Annotated in this window: 20 protein-coding genes and 1 tRNA gene; 14 read left to right on the forward strand and 7 right to left on the reverse strand. The window is 62.6% G+C overall.

The window, feature by feature from the left end; genetic code table 11:
• Nucleotides 1-602 precede the first annotated feature (602 nt).
• The 3 genes from IVB28_RS16380 to IVB28_RS16390 all read left to right on the forward strand — a co-directional run bounded on the left by IVB28_RS16380 (nucleotide 603) and on the right by IVB28_RS16390 (nucleotide 4,866).
• Nucleotides 603-2,198 carry a tannase/feruloyl esterase family alpha/beta hydrolase gene (locus IVB28_RS16380; protein ID WP_247527509.1) on the forward strand — a complete coding sequence of 532 codons (1,596 nt, stop codon included), beginning with the start codon at nucleotides 603-605 and terminating at the stop codon, nucleotides 2,196-2,198.
• Between the two features lie 166 nt (nucleotides 2,199-2,364).
• Nucleotides 2,365-3,966 carry a DUF262 domain-containing protein gene (locus tag IVB28_RS16385; protein WP_247527510.1) on the forward strand — a complete coding sequence of 534 codons (1,602 nt, stop codon included), beginning with the start codon at nucleotides 2,365-2,367 and terminating at the stop codon, nucleotides 3,964-3,966.
• A gap of 228 nt (nucleotides 3,967-4,194) precedes the next feature.
• Nucleotides 4,195-4,866, forward strand: a complete 672-nt coding sequence (locus IVB28_RS16390) for a hypothetical protein (RefSeq protein WP_247527511.1) — start codon at nucleotides 4,195-4,197, stop codon at nucleotides 4,864-4,866.
• 14 nt (nucleotides 4,867-4,880) lie between these two features.
• Here the strand turns inward: IVB28_RS16390 and IVB28_RS29415 are convergent, their stop codons facing one another.
• Nucleotides 4,881-5,009, reverse strand: coding sequence for a hypothetical protein (locus IVB28_RS29415; RefSeq protein ID WP_256466991.1), 129 nt, complete (start codon nucleotides 5,007-5,009; stop codon nucleotides 4,881-4,883).
• 621 nt (nucleotides 5,010-5,630) lie between these two features.
• Here IVB28_RS29415 and IVB28_RS16395 point away from each other — a divergent pair.
• The gene (locus tag IVB28_RS16395; RefSeq protein ID WP_247527512.1) at nucleotides 5,631-6,083 is read left to right on the forward strand and encodes a VOC family protein; all 453 of its coding nucleotides are present in this window, start codon (nucleotides 5,631-5,633) and stop codon (nucleotides 6,081-6,083) included.
• A 299-nt stretch (nucleotides 6,084-6,382) separates the two neighbouring features.
• Nucleotides 6,383-7,021, forward strand: coding sequence for a glutathione S-transferase (locus tag IVB28_RS16400; protein WP_247527513.1), 639 nt, complete (start codon nucleotides 6,383-6,385; stop codon nucleotides 7,019-7,021).
• 160 nt (nucleotides 7,022-7,181) lie between these two features.
• On the opposite strand, the gene IVB28_RS16405 is transcribed toward IVB28_RS16400, so the two are convergent.
• From IVB28_RS16405 to IVB28_RS16415, 3 genes are read right to left on the reverse strand one after another with little or no spacing between them, the layout of a single operon-like run.
• Nucleotides 7,182-7,349, reverse strand: coding sequence for a hypothetical protein (locus tag IVB28_RS16405; protein ID WP_247527514.1), 168 nt, complete (start codon nucleotides 7,347-7,349; stop codon nucleotides 7,182-7,184).
• A gap of 5 nt (nucleotides 7,350-7,354) precedes the next feature.
• Nucleotides 7,355-7,600, reverse strand: coding sequence for a hypothetical protein (locus tag IVB28_RS16410; protein ID WP_247527515.1), 246 nt, complete (start codon nucleotides 7,598-7,600; stop codon nucleotides 7,355-7,357).
• A gap of 57 nt (nucleotides 7,601-7,657) precedes the next feature.
• Nucleotides 7,658-7,912, reverse strand: a complete 255-nt coding sequence (locus IVB28_RS16415) for a PilZ domain-containing protein (protein ID WP_018323099.1) — start codon at nucleotides 7,910-7,912, stop codon at nucleotides 7,658-7,660.
• A 222-nt stretch (nucleotides 7,913-8,134) separates the two neighbouring features.
• Here IVB28_RS16415 and IVB28_RS16420 point away from each other — a divergent pair.
• The 7 genes from IVB28_RS16420 (at nucleotide 8,135) to IVB28_RS16450 (ending at nucleotide 13,876) form a co-directional block, all read left to right on the forward strand.
• A tRNA-Glu gene (locus IVB28_RS16420) sits at nucleotides 8,135-8,209 on the forward strand.
• A 212-nt stretch (nucleotides 8,210-8,421) separates the two neighbouring features.
• Nucleotides 8,422-9,048, forward strand: a complete 627-nt coding sequence (locus IVB28_RS16425; RefSeq protein WP_247527516.1) for a PilZ domain-containing protein — start codon at nucleotides 8,422-8,424, stop codon at nucleotides 9,046-9,048.
• 120 nt (nucleotides 9,049-9,168) lie between these two features.
• On the forward strand, nucleotides 9,169-10,176 hold the full coding sequence (locus IVB28_RS16430; protein WP_247527518.1) for an acyl-CoA desaturase: 1,008 nt from the start codon (nucleotides 9,169-9,171) through the stop codon (nucleotides 10,174-10,176).
• Nucleotides 10,177-10,311: 135 nt separating this feature from the next.
• Complete coding sequence (locus tag IVB28_RS16435) at nucleotides 10,312-10,572, forward strand: hypothetical protein (protein WP_247527520.1); 261 nt, start codon at nucleotides 10,312-10,314, stop codon at nucleotides 10,570-10,572.
• A gap of 294 nt (nucleotides 10,573-10,866) precedes the next feature.
• The gene (locus tag IVB28_RS16440) at nucleotides 10,867-11,907 is read left to right on the forward strand and encodes a PrsW family glutamic-type intramembrane protease (RefSeq protein WP_247527522.1); all 1,041 of its coding nucleotides are present in this window, start codon (nucleotides 10,867-10,869) and stop codon (nucleotides 11,905-11,907) included.
• Between the two features lie 69 nt (nucleotides 11,908-11,976).
• Nucleotides 11,977-12,555: an HdeD family acid-resistance protein gene (locus IVB28_RS16445; protein WP_247527525.1), complete on the forward strand. Its 579-nt coding sequence runs from the start codon at nucleotides 11,977-11,979 to the stop codon at nucleotides 12,553-12,555.
• A gap of 235 nt (nucleotides 12,556-12,790) precedes the next feature.
• Nucleotides 12,791-13,876, forward strand: a complete 1,086-nt coding sequence (locus IVB28_RS16450) for a 3-deoxy-7-phosphoheptulonate synthase (protein WP_346730737.1) — start codon at nucleotides 12,791-12,793, stop codon at nucleotides 13,874-13,876.
• A 54-nt stretch (nucleotides 13,877-13,930) separates the two neighbouring features.
• Here IVB28_RS16450 and IVB28_RS16455 read toward each other — a convergent pair whose 3' ends face one another.
• From IVB28_RS16455 to epmA, 3 genes are read right to left on the reverse strand one after another with little or no spacing between them, the layout of a single operon-like run.
• A complete protein-coding gene (locus tag IVB28_RS16455; protein WP_247527526.1) occupies nucleotides 13,931-14,185 on the reverse strand; it encodes a hypothetical protein in 255 nt (84 codons plus the stop codon).
• A gap of 44 nt (nucleotides 14,186-14,229) precedes the next feature.
• Nucleotides 14,230-15,324: a lysine-2,3-aminomutase-like protein gene (locus tag IVB28_RS16460; RefSeq protein ID WP_247527527.1), complete on the reverse strand. Its 1,095-nt coding sequence runs from the start codon at nucleotides 15,322-15,324 to the stop codon at nucleotides 14,230-14,232.
• Nucleotides 15,321-16,385: an EF-P lysine aminoacylase EpmA gene (gene epmA, locus IVB28_RS16465; RefSeq protein ID WP_247527528.1), complete on the reverse strand. Its 1,065-nt coding sequence runs from the start codon at nucleotides 16,383-16,385 to the stop codon at nucleotides 15,321-15,323. The genes IVB28_RS16460 and epmA overlap by 4 nt, the downstream gene beginning before the upstream one ends.
• Nucleotides 16,386-16,547: 162 nt before the next feature.
• Here epmA and efp point away from each other — a divergent pair, with 162 nt between their 5' ends.
• Nucleotides 16,548-17,114 (forward strand): elongation factor P, encoded by a 567-nt coding sequence (gene efp / locus IVB28_RS16470; RefSeq protein ID WP_211375016.1) that lies wholly within the window; start codon nucleotides 16,548-16,550, stop codon nucleotides 17,112-17,114.
• Nucleotides 17,115-17,138: 24 nt separating this feature from the next.
• Nucleotides 17,139-18,740, forward strand: a complete 1,602-nt coding sequence (locus IVB28_RS16475) for a M23 family peptidase (RefSeq protein ID WP_247527529.1) — start codon at nucleotides 17,139-17,141, stop codon at nucleotides 18,738-18,740.
• The last annotated feature ends 56 nt before the right edge of the window (nucleotides 18,741-18,796 follow it).

An 18,796-nucleotide genomic window follows, 5' to 3' on the forward strand; every position in this document is an offset into this window, starting at 1 on the left:
GCAACGAACCCGCTCCGCTCGTGCTTTTCGGCGTGGCCATTCTCCCGGTCATCGCGGTGCTGGCGTGGTTCGCGTTCTGATTTTGGTGGCGATATAGCGGCTGACGCGCGGGGATCGCGATCTCCTTCCAGAGGAAGCGTCATGTCCTCACCGTGGGCATCAAAGACCCAGCAGGCCGGTGATAACAGGAATGAGGAAAAGGCGGCGATCCCGAGAAGGAGGCCGACGACAATGCGTGCGGTGCGGCCGTGAATCTTCGGATCAAGCCACGTACCGATCGCAAAGATGGCCTGTCTCAGCTAGCTACCCACGAGGGTTCTGATGAGATCGATCAGGAGCTCTGCAAGGAATCCGGCCATGGCCTTTGGTCGCCCTCGCCTCTGGCGGAGTTCAAGTGCCGAGGGTTGGCCCATCTGGGTCGGCAAGCTTCGAGATACCGCGCAAGCGTGGACTTCGGGAGCCGGCAGCCGAACGGAAACTGCGGTCACGATCCACTTGATTGACTGCCGGCGGCCAGCGTGAGTTAAGTGCGCGCAATAAAATCCAGAAAGCGGCAGGGAGGAACGATGCAGCGGAGAAGAAGTGTAGCGCTTGATGGTCAGATGGCTTGCCTTCCTCTGGTAGCGGCTATCATCGTCATGGCGATCTCGCCCGCACGCGCCGACGATTCCTTCAACATACCACCGGCACTCAAATGCGCTGACCTGACCGCCTGGAAGATGCCGGGATCGACGGCGACAGTCACCAAGGCCGAAATGGTGCCGGAGGCGCCGCCGGGGACCGTGCAGCCGTCGCCGCCGGCGCCGGCGACAATATCGGTGGCGCTGCCGCCGAACTGCCGCGCGGAGGGCGTGATTGATCAGCGCGTCGGCGTCGAGGGCAAGTCCTACGCGGTCGGCTTTGCCGTTGCCCTGCCCGATCGCTGGAACGGCCGGTTCTTGTTTCAGGGCGGCGGCGGTTTGAACGGCTCGATCCGGCCGCCGCTGGGATACCAGGCGGCCGGCGAGGTGCCGGCGCTGGCGCGCGGCTTTGCCGTGGTCTCGACCGATAGCGGTCATCAGGCCGCGGTGTTCGATGCCTCGTTCCTGAAGGACCAGGAAGCCGCGCTCAACTTCGCCAATGCTTCGGTCGGCAAGGTGACCATGGCCGCCAAGGCGATCGTCGCGCATTACTATGGCCAGCCCGCAAAGCGTTCCTATTTCACGGGGTGCTCGACCGGGGGCCGCGAAGGCATGCTGGCGTCGGCGCGATATCCCGAACAATTCGACGGCATCGTCGCTGGTGCGCCTGCGATGCGCACCGGCAACTCCAACATCGGTCTCGCCTGGGCCAACGCCGCCTTCAGCCAGATCGCGCCGAAAGATGCGTCCGGCAAGCCGGACCCCGCCAAGACGTTTTCCGCGGCCGAGCGAAAGCTGATCACGAACGCGATCCTCGATGCCTGCGACGCCAAAGACGGCGTCAAGGATGGCCTGATCTTCGACGGCAAGGCCTGTCAATTCGATCCCGCGGTCCTCACCTGCAACGGCGACAAGACGGATGACAAGACGGATTCCTGCCTGGCGCCACCGCAGGTCGATGCTTTGAAGAAGGCATTTGCCGGTCCGAAGAATTCACGCGGCACGCAGGTCTATCCGCCATTCCCGTGGGACAGCGGCGTGGCAGCCGAAGGCGTTGCCATTCCCGGCATCCTGACAACAGGCGCGCGCAGTCCGGTCGGACCGCCAGTTTGGGAAAGCATCGACGTCGATCAACTCGAAGACCGGGTCAACGCGAACGGGTTGGAACGCCTCACCAACACCGCCTACTGGACCAACCTTTCGAGCTACTTCGGCCATGGCGGCAAGATGCTGTTTTACCACGGCGTGAGCGATCCCTGGTTCTCGGCGCTCGACACCGTGAATTACTACGAGCGCATGGCGGCGGATTCCGGCGGCATGGAACTGGTGCGGGAGAAATCCAGCCGGGCCTTCCTGGTGCCCGGAATGGGTCACTGCTCGAGCGGGGCAACGCTCGATCGTTTCGATCTCCTCAGCGCCGTCGTGAACTGGGTGGAAGACGGCAAGGCGCCCGATGCGGTGGTCGCGACGGGACCAGCCTTCCCCGGCCGTACTCGGCCGCTTTGCGCCTATCCGCAACATGCGCAGTACAAGGGCCAAGGCGATCCGGAGAGCGCGGCGAATTTTGAGTGCAAGTAGCGGAGAGGGCCCGGGCAAGAAAGGCTGAGCTTTGAAGGGAATTGGCCGTGACAGCGACAAGTGCGATTGACCCCATGCCGGAGCCCTGCGGCTTGCATCAGCCTCTAACCCTTGATTCTGCCTCGCATCCCTGCAACTTCTACGTCAAGAATCGGGGGGATTCGCCTTGGCTGAGCCGCTCAATATCCGCAAAATCATCGAAGAACTTATGGCCGGGCGAATGCGCGTCCCGAACTTCCAGCGAGGCTTCGTCTGGGACCCGGAGCGGGTCGCCTACCTCATGGACAGCATCTACAAGGGGTATCCCTTCGGTTCAATCCTGCTTTGGCGAACCAAGCAAGAGTTGACCCACGAACGCGATTTAGGACCTTTCCAACTCCCTCAAAACGATCCCGAGTACCCGACAGATTACATCCTGGACGGCCAGCAGCGCATTACGTCCATTTTTGGAGCGTTCCAGACCGAGATAACCCTGCCCCAAAAACCGTTGTGGGCCAAAATCTATTACGACATGAAGGGCAGCGAGAATGCGCAGGAGTCCTCGTTTACTGCTCTTGAGGACAACGAGGTCTCGGAAAGGCATTTCCCCATCGGATGCCTCTTCGACCCTGTCCTTTACCGGAAGGAAACGGCCGACTACGACGACGCCACCATTGCCCGGCTCGACAAGATACAGGCCCGATTCAAGGAAGCCCTTATTCCAGTCCAGACCATCACAACGGAGGACAAGACCGCCGTTGCTATCGTGTTCGAACGAGTCAACCAGCGTGGCGTTGAACTCGATACCGTCCAGCTCTTAAGCGCCTGGACGTGGAGCGGCGATTTCGACCTCAACCAGCGATTTGAGGATCTGGCGAATGACCTGACGCCCTTTGGCTTCAAGGATGTTGGAGGCGACAAAGATCTCCTTCTGAGATGCTGCAGCGCCGTTATGGTGCGCGACCCTTCGCCAGACTCCTTGATTTCGCTCAATGGCTCGAAGGTACGAGAGGACTTCGATCACGTAGTAACCGGAATAAAGGGCGCAATCGACTTTCTGCGGAAGAACCTTCACGTCGAGAACCTAGATAACCTTCCTTATAACAACCTCCTTGTTCCTCTCACCGTATTTTTTGCCGGCGAGCCGTCCAAGCAGAAGAAGGTTACAAATAACCAACGCAAAGAAATACTCCGCTGGTTTTGGCATACCTGCATTCATAGGAAGTATAATAGCCAACCCATTAAGAGCCTGCGGGAAGACGTAGTTGAGTTTGCAAAACTAGCAGAAGGCAGCCTTGCAAAACTCACTCACCCAGCAAATTCCTTTACCCCACTTTTCTTTCTCACCAACACGTTTCGCTTGAATTCGGTTGTCTCAAGAACCTTTATCCTTCTGCTTGCGCAGAACGGCCCGAGGTCGTTTATCAGCGGAAACAAAATCGACCTGAGGAAAGCCCTCAAGGAATACAATCGGAATGAGTTTCATCACATACATCCCAGAAGCTTTCTGAAGACCTCGAAGAATTCGAAGCTGGACGACTCCTGCCTAGCGAATATGTGTTTCCTCTCTCGGAGCGACAACAACACAATCTCCGGGAGTGCCCCGAGCGAGTACCGAAAGAAGCTGGGCGAGGACATCGACGACATTGAAACCGCCAACTTTTTACCACCTTCGACTTGGGAAGATGATTTCGGGCAGTTCGTTAGTGCCCGCGCGACTCTTCTGTTTGACTACGCCAAGGAATTGCTCGACGGCGGCACGACACCTAAGAAGAAGAAAGGCGCTTGAACATCTCATCCGCTACGCGCGCCATTCCCTCGCACATCCACAGCGCCGGACTTACGCCCAAGGCCCATTGCCTCAGAATGCAGATACGGTGACACGTCGGTTTATGCAGGAAATGATCACAAACTTTTAGCGCTCTCCGCCCGGGAGAACGAAAACTCCAAGAAGGCCGCGTAAGTCCGATTGAGTGCAACGTAGGGTGTTGCTATACCCCACTTTTGGGGGAATTTCATGGACGAGAAATACTGGGGCGACAAAGGCATTGAAGTAGTCCGAATCCTCAAGGGCAACGGCGTCGGCGCAAGCGCGTTTCTCCTTATAGGCGGGGGAGTCTCTGCACTTACAGGTTTCATCGATAAATTCATCCAGGCCTATTTCAATCTCAACTGGGGAGACGTTGCAGAATATACGGGGTGGATTCTCCTCGCACTTGGCGTCCTGCTTCTATTGCTGAATGTGTCCCTCAAATTTTTCGAGAAGAAACCAGCCACTGCGCGGGATGAAGCGTTGATGCGCGAACTACGAATGCTCTTCACCATAAGCGTCGTTGATTGGCTGAAAACCGACAGTTTCTACGAACGATGGCTTTTTGCCCGAGTCGATTCGATCACCGAGGTGGCAGATGGCTGGACCACGGCGCACAAAGAGTTTGGTGACAAGAAACTCAATCGCCGCCTAGACCTGCTGAAAAGGCTCTGTCGCGAGTTTTCGACGCAGGAAGACTATGCCTTTTCCGAGGGCTCAAACCTTCAATTTCGTACATTCCGAAACAACGCCGACAGGAACGGGCTTACGGTAGAAACAACGCGGAAAGCCGATAACCTTCGGACCACGGCCCGAGCGCTTGCCGCTGCCTTTGAGGATATTGAGCGAGAGGCCAAGAAGCGCCTACCGGATGCGTAGCGGCTCGCAATAGCTCATGCCCGGCGCCGCACGGTGAGAACGACCGCCACAATCACCACAATGATGATGATTGCGCCGATGGCGACCCGGCCCTCAGCGTCGGCACTCATTCCCCACAGCGTGACCGATAGCTTATCCGACATAGGCAAACCTCTTCCGTGGCGCGAAGCGACATCGCGCGGGTGATTGACAGGTTGCCTGGGGAGAGCGAGAACCTTCGGTGTTGAAGCGGAGAGCCCTACGGGATCTCCTCCAGGCGTCGGGCGGTGCTCTTCCAAAGCACCGTCCGAATCCCTTCTACCGCATGGGATGGGGCACGGACACGCCGAGGCGGCCGCCGGCACCGATTATACCCGGAAAAATGATGTTCTCCCGAACAAACGGACCTGTGGCTTTTCGGTCGTTTTACCGAAAGCGGGTCAAATCCAGTGGCTTACAGTGTGGATAAGTTCTCAGTGACGGCCATTGACATTGAACAACTATTTCTGCCGATTTTGGCGCTGTCATTTATTGACGCCCGTTCGCTCCGCTCACCTTCCCGCAACCGCCCGCCCTGGGAGCTTTAGGACGATGGTAGGAAGACACGGCACATCACCGAGATGGAGGTCCGGGCAGATTCTGCGCTCCCCAGAACGAAGCATGCCTAAGCTGCACGTAACCCGCACGTATGGCAGTGCCCCGCAATGAATTTTACTGCTATTTTATACTCTCCAGTGCCCGGGGCGCACGCAAAACCCAGAAACGTTCTCACGGAGTTCAGTCAAATGCGATACCTCCACACCATGCTGCGCGTGCGCAATCTCGATGTCGCGCTGAAGTTCTACCAGGATGCGCTTGGCTTGAAGGAGGTGCGGCGGATCGAGAACGACAAGGGGCGCTTTACGCTCGTCTTCCTCTGCTCGGCAGACGATCTCGAGGCGCTGAAGAAGCAGCCGCAAACGCGCGGTGCGCCGCTGGTCGAGCTCACCTGGAATTGGGACGAAGAGAAATACGGCGAGGATCGCTTCTTCGGCCATCTCGCCTATGAGGTCGACGACATCTACGCCACCTGCGAGAAGCTGCAGAAGGCCGGCGTCACCATCAACCGCCCCCCGCGCGACGGCAACATGGCCTTCGTTCGCTCGCCTGACCTGCACTCGATCGAGCTGCTGCAGAAGGGCGATCCGAAGTCGCCGCAGGAGCCCTGGGCCTCGATGCCGAATACTGGCCACTGGTAGGCTTGCGCCGCGGGAACAAGCCGTCGCTGCCGGCGTTCACTCCTCGACAATGCAATTGGAGGAGGACGCGATGGGACGAGGACTGTTGCTGTGGATGCTTGGCGTGCCGATCCCGGTGATCATTCTGTTGTGGCTGTTCTTCGGCCGCTGAGCGACGGAATCAACTCGCCGAGTTGTTTGCAATGAAGGCTCCGCCGCGTGCGGAGCTTTTTGCATGAGAGGCGCGCCGCAATTGCATCGCGCGTTTCAGGAAATTCCGCTATCACCCGCGCAAAGCAACAACGCCGCGGGAGACGCCCATGCCTGACACCAAGCTGACGATCTGGGGCCGCGCCAATTCGGTCAACGTGCAGAAGGTGCTGTGGTGCCTGACCGAACTCGGCCTGCCCTATGAGCGCATCGACGCCGGCATGAGTTACGGCAGGACGCGCGAGGCCGACTATCTCGAGATGAACCCGAATGCGCGGATCCCGACGTTGGTCGAGGGCGACTTCGTGCTGTGGGAATCCAATTCGATCCTGCGCTATCTCTGCCTCGCGCATGGTCGCGGCACGCCAATCTATCCGGAGGCGCCGAAGCAGCGCGCCAGCGTCGACCGCTGGCTCGACTGGACGCTGTCGACCGTGCAGCCGGTCGATCGCCCCGTGTTCTGGGGCATCGTGCGCACGGCGCCCGCCGAGCGCGACATGATCCAGGTGCAGCGCGATGCCGATGCCGCCGCCGAGGTCTGGGCCATCGCCGACCGCCTGCTCTCCTCGCGCCGCTTCGTCGAGGGCGACCAGTTCACGCTCGCCGACATCGCGCTCGGCTCCTATGCGCGGCGCTGGCTCGGCGTCGAGGGCATCTCCCGGCCGGCGCAGCCGCATCTGACGCGCTGGCTCGCCGAGCTCGGCAAACGGCCGGGATTTGCGCAGTTCGTCGCGCCGCCGATGTCCTGACGAAACCGCGATCGATGCCCATGTTGCGATTATGACATCATCGCTCTTGTGTTGCCCGACGCGTCAACGTCAATTTCTCTCACTCCTAAGCACGGGAATACTGAGCCTTTGCCGTGGCTTGGCTACTGTGCATGGGGTTGTTTTCGCGTTTTTGTTTGGGCTAGCGCCAGCCGCGCTCGACCAGCAGCACGCAGACGATCAGCACCAGCGTCACCGCCGCGGTCGCCAGCCGCGCCGTCCAGCTCAGGCTGCGGCCGACCCACCACAAGAGCGCGCAGTACATCAAGACGGGAACGATGAGGTCGAGGCGCAGCAGATCCGCCGGCATGGCCGTTAGCGCCTCACGGTGGTGTCGATGCTGATCGAGCCGCCGATCTTCACGCAGGTCCCGGTGCCCTCGACCATGACGTAGCGCGGACCGTAGGTGGCGCAGGAGCCCGCGCGTGCCTTGCCGGCCGCGCCCTTCAGCGGAACGGTCGTGCCCGCCTGAGGCCGCTCGGCTGGCGGCAGACGCAGCGCCTCCGCGGCGGCGGCGGATGTAGTCAGAAGCGAGATCAGGATGAGGAGCGGCGTGCGCATGGCGGCGTTCTAGCCCGGACCGGCGCTGCGCGCCAATCGGGGCGGCCGCGGCCGCGATCAGATGAACTTGATGCCGGCCGATTTGCCGCGGCGCCAGACCACCTGGCAGCTCCGCCCCGTGCGCGCGTCGCGTGCGAAGGCGAGCCGGATCACGCCCGGGAGCTGGCTGGCGTCCTCGTCCAGCGTGATTTTGGCACCCGAATCCGAGATGTCCTGGACCAGGCAATGCCGCGCGGCGAAGCCGCCGTCGAGCGTGATCCAGGCGTGCTGCGATAGCAGCTTGCGGGCTGCGCGCTTTTTCGGCGGTGGCATTGGAAAATCTCCCACACCAGCGCTACGCAGGGAACCCTAAGAAACCGTTGAAATCGCCTCCTGATCATTCCGGGGCCGGAGGCTATCCACCGGACCAAAAGACCGGTCCCGAACGGCTTGCCGGCAGCCAGAAAGGCCACTATACGTTCGCCGCTGCAAGCCGCCGGACCCTGTTCGGCCGGCCAGTGGCCATGCCGGGAACAACGGTAGGGCCCTGTGTTTGCTCCCTTCGTCTATCGGTTAGGACGCCACCCTTTCACGGTGGAGAGAGCGGTTCGATTCCGCTAGGGAGCGCCATCAGCGCTCGCCGCCAAAAATAACAAATCCCCGCCGGCATGACCCGCCCGTCCAGACGGAGCGATAACGACCTCGTGACTTCGCGAGGTGAGTGATTGCGCGCTTGCATTTACCGGAAATTTACCCCTGCTCGTGAGCGACGGTATCATTTGCTTAGAATTTGATCGCTACCGTGGAATTACGGAAACGATCCCAAACCACGATTGGCGCGCATGTCCGTTACAGAGTTCCTGCGGCAACGAGCAGTGGAAGTCGCCGTGGCCGGCAGCTACTCGCTGCCGCGTTGGTACGATTGTGAGGGCAAGCTTCGCACCTTCGCCTGCCGGACCAAGCGCGTCTCGCCCTTCCGCATGATCGTGGACGTGCCTGTGGTCGGCAAAGTCGGCGAGCGCGTGACCTCCTATTTCCAGGACTTCGGCGAATTCCAGTGCACCATCAGCGCGACGCTGAAGTCAGGCTTCCTGATGGAGCTCGAGATGACGCGGGCGCGGCGCGCCTGGATGTCGGAAAAGCTGACCTGGCTGGAGAAAAAGCAGAAAGACGACAGCGTCCAGGAGCTGCGGCGCGACGCGCGTTTCGTTCCCCAGGTCTCCCATACCTTCCTGACCCTCGCCGACGGCAGCAGCCATTCCTGCTTCATCATCGACGCCTCCACGGCTGGCGTCGCCATATCCTGCGAGTACGACCCGGCGGTGGGAACCCCGCTGGCAGTCGGCGCCTGTGTGGGGCGGGTCGTCCGCAAATTCGACAACGGCTTCGCGGTCAAATTCGCCGAAAAGCAGTCCCGGGACGACCTGATCCGCCTGATCGTCCGGACGCCCTTGCTGCAGTCGGCCTGACGCCGGCCGGACCAATCTTAACTCTTTCTTAACTAAGTGCTGGAGGTGGACTCCCCCGCGCGATAGGGTGTGATCCAGCACGTCCGCAATCATTGCGGGCCCCATATCGGAAGTCCTGGAATGTCCATCGCCGACGCCGAGTTCGTCCCGGCTGAGACCAAACAAAACGCGTCCACAGCGCCCAAGCCGCAGCTTCCACCCGGCGTCGTCACCGAGGGGCCGCTCGTGCAAGCCAAGCTGCGCGAGAGCTATCTCCTGCTCGGCATCCTCTATGTCGGCGCTGTCGCCGGCATCATCTGGGCTGTCACGCAAGGTCTCGGCAAGGTCGAGCTGTTCACGTTCGTCTGGATGTTCGCACTGACGACGTTCGGCATCGGCGCCGGCATGCACCGCCTGTTCGTCCATCGCAGCTTCCGCACCGGACCGATCATGCGGGTCTTCTTCTGCGCCATCGCCCAGATGGCGATCCAGGGCTCGATCGCCAAATGGGTCGCCAACCACCGCCGCCACCATCTCTACGCCGATGACGTCGGCGATCCCCACAGCCCGCAATTCGACGGCTTCGGCAATCGCTATGTCAGCGCACTCAAGGGTTTCTTGCACGCCCAGGGCAGCTGGGTGTTCGACCAGGCGACCACCGACAACGAATACTATGCCAAGGACATCCTCGCCGATCCCATCGCGATGTTCTTCGTGCGAACGCGCTGGGTCTGGTACGGGATGTCGGCGGTCTTCATCCCGGGCGTGATCGGTTACACCTTCGGCGGTGTGCACACCATGATCGGCTGCGTGCTGTTCTCCGGCCTGCTCCGCGCTTATCTGCTGATCCTCACCAGCCAGCTCACCGGCTCGGTCTGCCACGCCTATGGCTATCGCCGCTTCGAAGTCGACGATGCCTCGACCAACGAGTTCGTCACCACGATCCTCACCTTCGGCGAGGGTCTGCACAACAACCATCATCGCTTTCCCCGGGACGCCTACATCTCGCACGCCTGGTGGGAGATCGATCTCAACGGCCTGATCATCCTGGGCATGGAAAAGATCGGCCTTGTCCACGACGTCTTCCACGCCTCGCACCGTCAGCTGGAGCGGGCAGCCGAAGCAGAGGCAGCCTCGACGGCGCGCTGAACCGGCAGGCGGCGGCCCTCCTCCAGCCGTCCCGCCTCCGCATCGCCGCCCTATCGCGGCCCCATTGCGGGATCAGCTTTTGCCGGTCCGAGCCTCACGCCGGACCTCATGTGCGGACTTGCGATCGGGGACCGGATGGCGGTCAACAAGATCAAAGTTGATAAGATCACTTGGGACAGGGTCGGCCGGGTCACCGAACCCGGACGCTACATGTACACGTTCGGCTGGCTCACCATCACCCCAGGCGACCTGGAGATCTGGAAGCTCTACCCCCAGGCCGCGTTCACGCTGCTGGCGCAACCGGGCGAGCCGGACGCATCTCCTGGCGATGAATTCCATCTCGGCGCCTTCGACGTCGCCCCTGGTGCGCCGCCGCCGCCCTTCACCACGCACTGAGTCCCGGCTTTCCGAACTCGCCGCCGCGATACGTGCGCAGCGAGTCGAAGAAAGCTGCGCATTTCCTTGATCTAACTTGCCAATCGCGCGCCCCATCAATCACGCGCCGGTTGCCATGGATGACGAACAGCTTCTGTCATCCAGTTGATTGCGCTTGTATTCTAGATCGCCGCGGGCGATGGCAGATCAACGAAAGCTGTCGCGCCCGTTAAGCGAACCGGCAGCGAGCGCATGACACATGGTCGCATCGGTAAATGTAGATAAGCGGACCCAAGGAACCTATTTTCGGCGCCGATGTACCTGATTGAAGCGTTGCCCACCGTCATCGGAACTGCCGCCATCGCCCCGGCGCTGCTGATGCTTTGGCTTGTCATCGCCGCAGAAGAGCGCCCTGGCCCGCCTGCCCAGGTCTGGACCGCGTTCCTGCTCGGCGCCGCCAGCATCTCGCTGCTGGGCCTTGCCCGGGCCCCCTTCGCCAAGATGGTCGCAGCCCCCGACGACCCCTGGGCGGCGCTCGCTATGCATTCGATCTTCGGCGTCGCGTTGCCCGAGGAAGCCGTCAAGGTGATCGCCATCGTGGTGGTTTCCTCGACCAAGCGGCGGACTTTTGCCAACCCGATGGACACCGTGGTCTATGGCGCCGCGGTCGGCCTCGGCTTCGCCGCCTACGAGAACCTGGCCTATCTGGTTCAGCACGCCGAGATGTGGCGCTCGCTGGCCGCGTTGCGCAGCGTGCTGACCGTGCCATTCCACGGCGCGCTCGGCATCATCGCGGGCGCTTACCTGACCATCGCGCGCGCCGGCACCGCGCTGGGCGCCAACCGCCACCATCGCGACTGGGCCCGCCTGTCCAGCCGCCTCCTGATCTTCGCAGGCCCGCTCGCGCTGCATTCGGCCTTCGATTTCCCCCTGCTCACCCTGCAGCGCATGCCGGACCTCGACTCGGGGTTACGGATGTGGCTGGGCGGCGCGAGCCTGTTGATCGGCTTCAGCTCGATCGGCTTCGCCATCCGCCTGGTCCGGCGTGTCGCCCGCCACCACGCACCCCGGACCGATGTGGCGCGGGAACGGCTCAGCCAGCTTCGCCGGATGTGGGCGTTGCTGCTTGCCGGCGGCGGCGTCGGCTTTCTCGGGCTCGCCTTCGTATTGACCTCGATCCATCACTGGCTGATCAACCCCGAACGCAATCTGACGCTGGCCCTGATCCCGATCGGTTTCGTCTCGATCCTGCTCGGCCTTGCGCTTCTGATTGTCACAACGGCGATCTACATTCTCGGCCGCAACCGCATCCGCACCAGCGCGGAAGGTTTTTTCTCGGCGCCCGGTAGCGGTTGATCCACCGCATGGCAAGCGGGCCGCGCCCATACTAGATTGAGCGCTGACGTTTCCATCTGGAGCCTGCCGATGACATCGCCCGAGGATCTTTCACGCCTGCAATCCGTCATGAGCCGAACGGTCAAGGCGCATTGGAAGGCCTTCCTGTTCGAGGGCATCCTGCTCGCCGTTCTCGGCATCGCGGCGCTGATCCTGCCGCCGCTCGCGAGCCTTGCGATCGCGATCTTCCTCGGCTGGATGTTCCTGATCAGCGGCGTCGGTGGGCTGATCGCCACCTATTGGGCACGCAGTACGCCCGGCTTCTGGTGGTCGCTGATCTCGGCTGCGCTCGCCGTGCTCGCCGGCTTGCTGCTGTTGGCCCGGCCGGTGCAGGCCGTGCTGACGCTGACCATCGTGCTCGGCGCCTACTTCCTCGCCGAGGGCGTCGCCACCATCATGTACGCGCTGGAGCACCGCCGCGAGCTCAGCAGCCGCTGGTCGTGGCTGCTGATCTCGGGCCTCGTCGACATCGCGATCTCGTTCATGGTGATCACGGGGCTGCCGAGCTCGGCAGAATGGGCCATCGGCGTTCTCGTCGGTATCAACCTGCTGTTCGGCGGCGCCAGCCTGATCGGAATGGCGTTGGCGGCGCGCAACAGCAACACCTGAGGCGCTTCGTCGCCGACCGCGCCGATTGGGGGGTGACAATCCGCCGATCGCGCGCTATATGGCTTGCCATGATCACCGTCGCCACCAGCTATTTTTGGAACTTTAGCTACGACAGCTCGCTGGCGGCAGGAGGATCGCGCTCAATCTGAAACATTGCAGCAAACGTCCGAACAAGCCGCCAGACCTGGCGGCTTTTTTATTGGCCGGCAGGTTCTCAAAATGACAGGAGCCCGCCGTGCTGAGCACGACCGACGATCTTCGCATCCGTGAACTGAAAGAACTGAGCACCCCGGAAGAGGTGATGCGGGAGATCCCGCGCACGCTCACCGCTACCCGTGTGGTGATGGCCGCACGCAACGCCGTCCATGCCATCCTCACCGGCCAGGACGACCGCCTTCTGGTCGTCGTCGGCCCGTGCTCGGTGCATGACCCCAAGGCCGCGCTCGAATATGCCGAGCGCCTCGCAAGCTTGCGCGAGGACCTCGCCGACCAGCTCGAGATCGTGATGCGGGTCTATTTCGAGAAGCCGCGCACCACGGTCGGCTGGAAGGGCCTGATCAACGATCCCAATCTCGACGGCAGCTTCGACATCAACAAGGGTCTGCGGCTGGCGCGCAACGTGCTGTCGGCGGTGAACAACCTCGGCCTGCCCGCCGGCACGGAATTCCTCGACATGACGACGCCGCAATACATCGCCGACCTCGTGTCCTGGGCCGCGATCGGCGCGCGCACGACCGAGAGTCAGATCCACCGCGAGCTGGCTTCCGGGCTGTCGTGTCCGGTCGGTTTCAAGAACGGCACCGATGGCAATGTTCGTATCGCGGCTGATGCCGTGAAATCAGCCGCGCATCCGCATCATTTCATGGCCGTTACAAAGCTCGGCCGCTCCGCGATCGCATCGACCGCAGGCAACGAGGATTGCCACATCATCCTGCGTGGCGGCAGCAAGCCGAATTACGATGCGGCAAGCGTTGCAGCGGCCTGCAACGAGCTGGCAAAATCCGGCGTCGCGCCGCTGGTGATGGTGGATGCGAGCCACGCCAATTCGAGCAAGAAGCCGGAGAACCAGCTGCTGGTGATGGCCAACATCGCCGGTCAGATCTCCGGGGGCGAAAACCGCATCATGGGCCTGATGATCGAGAGCAATCTCGTCGCCGGCCGCCAGGACGTGGTGCCCGGCAAGCCGCTCGTCTACGGCCAGAGCATCACGGACGGATGCATCGACTGGCCGACAACGGCAACCGTGCTCAAGCAGCTCGCTGACGCGGTCGAGATCCGGCGCAACTCCAAGCGCGCAGGACGGCACGAGCGCTCCGCCTGACCGAACGATTGCGGGCGGGGTGAGGCTGTCGCACCCTGCCCGCTGCTGCGGCGGCTAGCAACCGCGGCAAATGCTCTTGATCTTTTTGTCGAGCGCCTGATTTTCCTTGCTCAGGGGATCGTTCGGGTCGCTCAGGTTCTTCTCGCTGGGCAGGTCGGCGGCGCGCACCTGGCGATGCCCGACCGGAGCCTGCGGCAGCGATCCGGAGGTCGCGCCGCCTGAACCCGATCCCTTGGGGCTGCCGGTCTGCGCAACCGCCGCGCCTCCGAGCAAGACCACGAGCGATACTGCCGCCATGAACTTCTTCATGTCTCTCCCTCCATTCCTCGAGCCGGCCTCTCCATCACGACCGCTCAGGTCTCGGGCGGATAGAGATGAACGTCACCGCAATAGTCCACGATACGATAGCGCGTTTCGGCTCCGGCATCACCCGAATCGGATGCGGTATTTTGCGGCGCAAGGACGTAGCTCGGCCCCGCCGGCGACTTGCCGGCGCCGCCGGGAATGTCGATGACATAGTCCGGCTGACACAGTCCTGACACCCGCCCGCGCAACTGCCGCATCAGGTCCTGCCCCTCCGCCAGCGTCGTCCGCAGATGCGCAGTGCCCGGCGCCAGATCGCCGTGATGCAGGTAGTACGGCTTGATGCGGCATTCGACGAAAGCTCGCATCAAGTCCGACAGAGCGGCGATAGTGTCATTGACCCCGCGCAAAAGCACGGACTGACTCACCAGCGGTATTCCGGAATCGACGAGCCGCGCGCAGGCATCGCGCGCCGGCCCTGTCAACTCGCGGGCATGGTTGGCATGCACCGCCACCCAAGTGGTCGCCCCCTCGACCTTGAGCGCCGCAGCCATCTCGTCGCTGATGCGCGCGGGATCGGCCACGGGCACGCGGGTGTGAAGGCGGATGATCTTGACGTGATCGATTGCCGCCAGATCGGTCATGATCTCGCTCATCCGTCGCGGCGACAGCATCAGCGGATCGCCGCCGGTCAGGATCACCTCCCAGATTTCGCGATGCGAACGGATGTAGTCGATCGCCGCGCGATAGGCGCTATCCGACAGCGCGTTGTCCTTGCCGGGCCCCACCATCTCGCGGCGGAAGCAGAAGCGGCAATAGACCGCACAGACGTGAACAAGCTTGAACAGGACGCGATCGGGATAGCGGTGCACGATCCCGGGAACCGGCGAATGCGGATGATCGCCGATGGGATCGACATTCTCACCCGGCTGCATCTCCAACTCGGTTGCACTCGGAACGAATTGCCGCGCGATCGGATCGTCCGGGTCGGACGTATCGATCAGCTCCACCAGCGCCGGCGTGATGGCCACCGCATAGCGCGAGGCAACACGTTCGAGCGCGGGGAGCGCTGCTGCGGGAGCCAGACCTTCGGCCACGAGCTCGGCCGGTTCGCGCAGCGTGCGTGCAAGGTTCGTCTTCGTCATCTGTCACTTGATGCTTCGTTTGCGGGCGGCGTCCACACCACCTGATCAATTCGCGATGCGCCGCTCGCCAGCATCACCAGCCGGTCGAGGCCGAGTGCAACGCCGCTCGCCTCCGGCATTGCGGCAACCGCGGCCAGAAAGTCCTCGTCGAGCGGATAGGCTTCGCCGTAGCGGCGCTGCTTCTCCGTCATCGATTCCGTGAAGCGCTTGCGCTGCTCCTCGGCATCGGTCAGTTCCCCGAAGCCGTTGGCGAGCTCGACGCCGCACGCATAGACCTCGAAACGCTCGGCAACCCTGGGATCGTCAGCCTTCACCCGTGCCAGCGCCGCCTCAGGAGATGGGTATTCGAACAAAATGGTCAAACGTCCCTGCCCCAGATGCGGCTCGACGTGCTCGACCAGAACCTTGCTGAAGATGTCCGACCAGGTGTCGTCCTCGGCCACACGGATCTTGCTGGCCGCCGCCTCGGCAAGCGCGGCACGGTTACCCTCGTTGCCCGAGATTGTCGACAGAAGATCGATCCCGGCGAACCGCTCGAAGGCGCCCGCGACGGTCAGGAGCTCGGGTTCTGCGAAGGGATCGGCGGTCCGGCCGCGGAAGGAGAAGGTCTCGATGCCAGTCGCCTGCGCCGCACGGGCGATCACGACAACGCAATCGGCCATGATGGCGTCATAGGGCACGCCGGCCCGATACCATTCCAGCATGGTGAATTCGGGCAGATGAAGGTCGCCGCGCTCACGGTCCCGGAACACCCGGGCCAGCTCGAAAATCCGCGTCTCGCCCGCCGCCAGCAGCTTCTTGCAGGAGAATTCCGGCGAGGTCCGTAAGTAACGGCTGGCTCGGCTGCCGTCCGGCCGCATGATCTCGGTCTTGGGGGCGTGCAAATGGGTCTCATTGCCCGGGGAAACCTGGAGGACGGAGGTTTCGACCTCGACGAAGCCCTGCTCGGCGAAAAAGCCCCGTAGAGCCCCGGTAATGGCCCCCCTGGCCTGGAGGAACGGCCGACGGTCGAGGTGCCGCCCGGGCGACCAGAACGGCGAGATCGGCTTGTCCCCAATCATCAGCCGGCCGCCCCCGCCCCCAGCAAAAGGCTGGCATCCAACGGCAAAATCAGTATGTTGCGGCCCGAAACGGGCGCCGAGGTCCGATTTGAGGCCCCAACTCCCCCATCAATTTGACCACGTCCTGGCCCAAGCCGGGCCAAGCAAGCAGGAAATATAGCTTTGAGAGTCATCGCCAGTTCTATTCGCAAGGGCAACGTGATCGAGCAAGACGGCAAGCTTTACGTCGTCGTGAGCGCCGAGAACATCCATCCCGGCAAGGGCACCCCGGTCAGCCAGATCGAGATGCGCCGAATCTCGGACGGGGTAAAGATCTCCGAGCGCTACAAGACCACCGACCAGGTTGAAAAGGCCACGATCGAAGAGCGCAACTACACTTTCCTGTATGAAGATGGCGACGGGTACCACTTCATGAACCCGGAGACCTACGACCAAGTCCAGGTTTCGAAGGACGTCGTCGGCGACGCAGCGTCGTATCTTCAGGAGAGCATGACGGTCAAGCTGTCCCTGCACGGCACCAACCCGGTGTCGATCGCGCTGCCGCAGCGCGTGACGCTGGAAGTGGTCGAGACCGAGCCGGTCACGAAGGGCCAGACCGCATCCTCCTCCTACAAGCCAGCGGTGCTCTCCAACGGCGTGCGCACCACCGTGCCCCCGCATATCGCGGTCGGCACCCGCATCGTGGTGATGACCGAAGACGGTTCCTACTCCGAGCGCGCCAAGGACTAGCAGAGAGCGGGGCAATCGGAACAGGTGCCGCCGGGGGGCGAGACAGTGGTTGGGAAGGGTTTCCGCTTCGTCTCGCTGCTTCTGGCGTCGCTTTCGCTCCTCAATGCCGCTCCGCTCGCTGCGGATGAATTCCGCAGCCCCTCACTCACGGCCCTGCGCGTCGATTGGCGCGCAGCGCTGGACCAGTTCCGCATTGAGATCAACAGCCGCCCGCGGGTCGCGGACGATTTCATCTTCGCACCTCGCCGTTCGGTGCCGCGCTACGATCCGCGCGCCATGCCCGCGCTGGTGCAGCTGAACGCGGTCTCCTCGCGATTCTTCACCGGCATCACCCGCAGTCCCGTGCCCGTGCTGCTGCCGTTCGATGCCGCCGCGTACATCGAGGCGCAGCGCAGCGGCGCGTCGGCGTCGCTCGCGCTGTCGCGCTACCAGGCGGACTTCAATCCGGTCGATATGTTCGATGCCGGTCCCGCCGGCTACAGCGCGACCTTCTCGTTCGAGCCCGGCGCCGGTGACGGCATGCCGAGCCGGGTGTTCACAAGGCCGGTCGAAGTGCAGATCACAGGCTCGGCGCTGGTCTACGACATCGCCGATCCCTCGGCGGGCAAGGGCGAGCCAGTCAAGCCGCTCGCGACGACCTATCCGGACCTCCGCAGATTCATCCGGGAGGGCTATGTACGTTACGCTTTCACCCGTTTCGGCGCCGCTTATGTCGTGTCGATCCAATGCCTCGACAGCGTCGCCAAGCCGCGGCGGCTCGCCTGCAGGGAAGCCTATCCCGTCGCCGAGCGTTTCCTGAAGGCCCTGCGTGTCGCCGGCGGCCAGCGCATGCGGCCATTGACCGACATTGCCTCCAACGTCCTCGATCGTCCTATCGCACGCTCGGCTGATTTCAGTTACCGGCCGAGCGGCGACATCATCCCGAACACCGGCTACCGCAAGCAGGGCGGTCATCCCGACGTGATGGCCTATGCCCAGATCCGTTTCCCCCTCGAAAAGGCCCCGGCCTTCGTGCGCTCGCAGTCCTACGGCAAGCGCGACAAGAGCGAAGGTCCGACCGCCTATCCCTGGCGCGACAATTTCTGCGAGTCGCGCAGTTTCGAGGTGTGGCAATGTGGCGGAGGCTACGGACATCAGGGCGAGGACATCCGCGCCGCCGACTGCCCCTCGTCCGGTGAAGGCCGCGAGCCCTGCGACCCCAAGCAGCGCGGCGTCGTCGCCGTGCGTGACGCCATCGTGATCCGCGGAGCCAAGGACCAGGCCGCAACGCTTCAAGTCAACAGCCGCACCGAGCACATCCGCTTCCGCTACATGCATATGAACCCGCGGGCGCTGAACGCCGACGGCATGGTCAATGGCCGCTTCGTCACCGAAGGCGAGAAGATCGGCGTGATCTCGAACTATCTCGACCATCCCGCCGGAACATCGATGCACCTGCATTTCGACGTGCAAGTATTCACACGCGACGGCTGGATCTGGGTCAGCCCCTACGTCACCCTGGTCTCCGCCTATGAACGCCTGATCCGCGCCCGCGGACGCGAGATCGGCCCGGAGATCGCTGTCACGGCGCAGCCCGTGGCACACGCGCTGCCGGAAGACGTTCTCAAGCCGGATCTGCGCGAGTGATCGAGCGGCGAGGACAATTGACGGCTTGCTCGTTCCAATGCCGGGCGGCGCGACGG

This window comes from Bradyrhizobium sp. 199 (assembly GCF_023073355.1).
Lineage (GTDB): Bacteria > Pseudomonadota > Alphaproteobacteria > Rhizobiales > Xanthobacteraceae > Bradyrhizobium.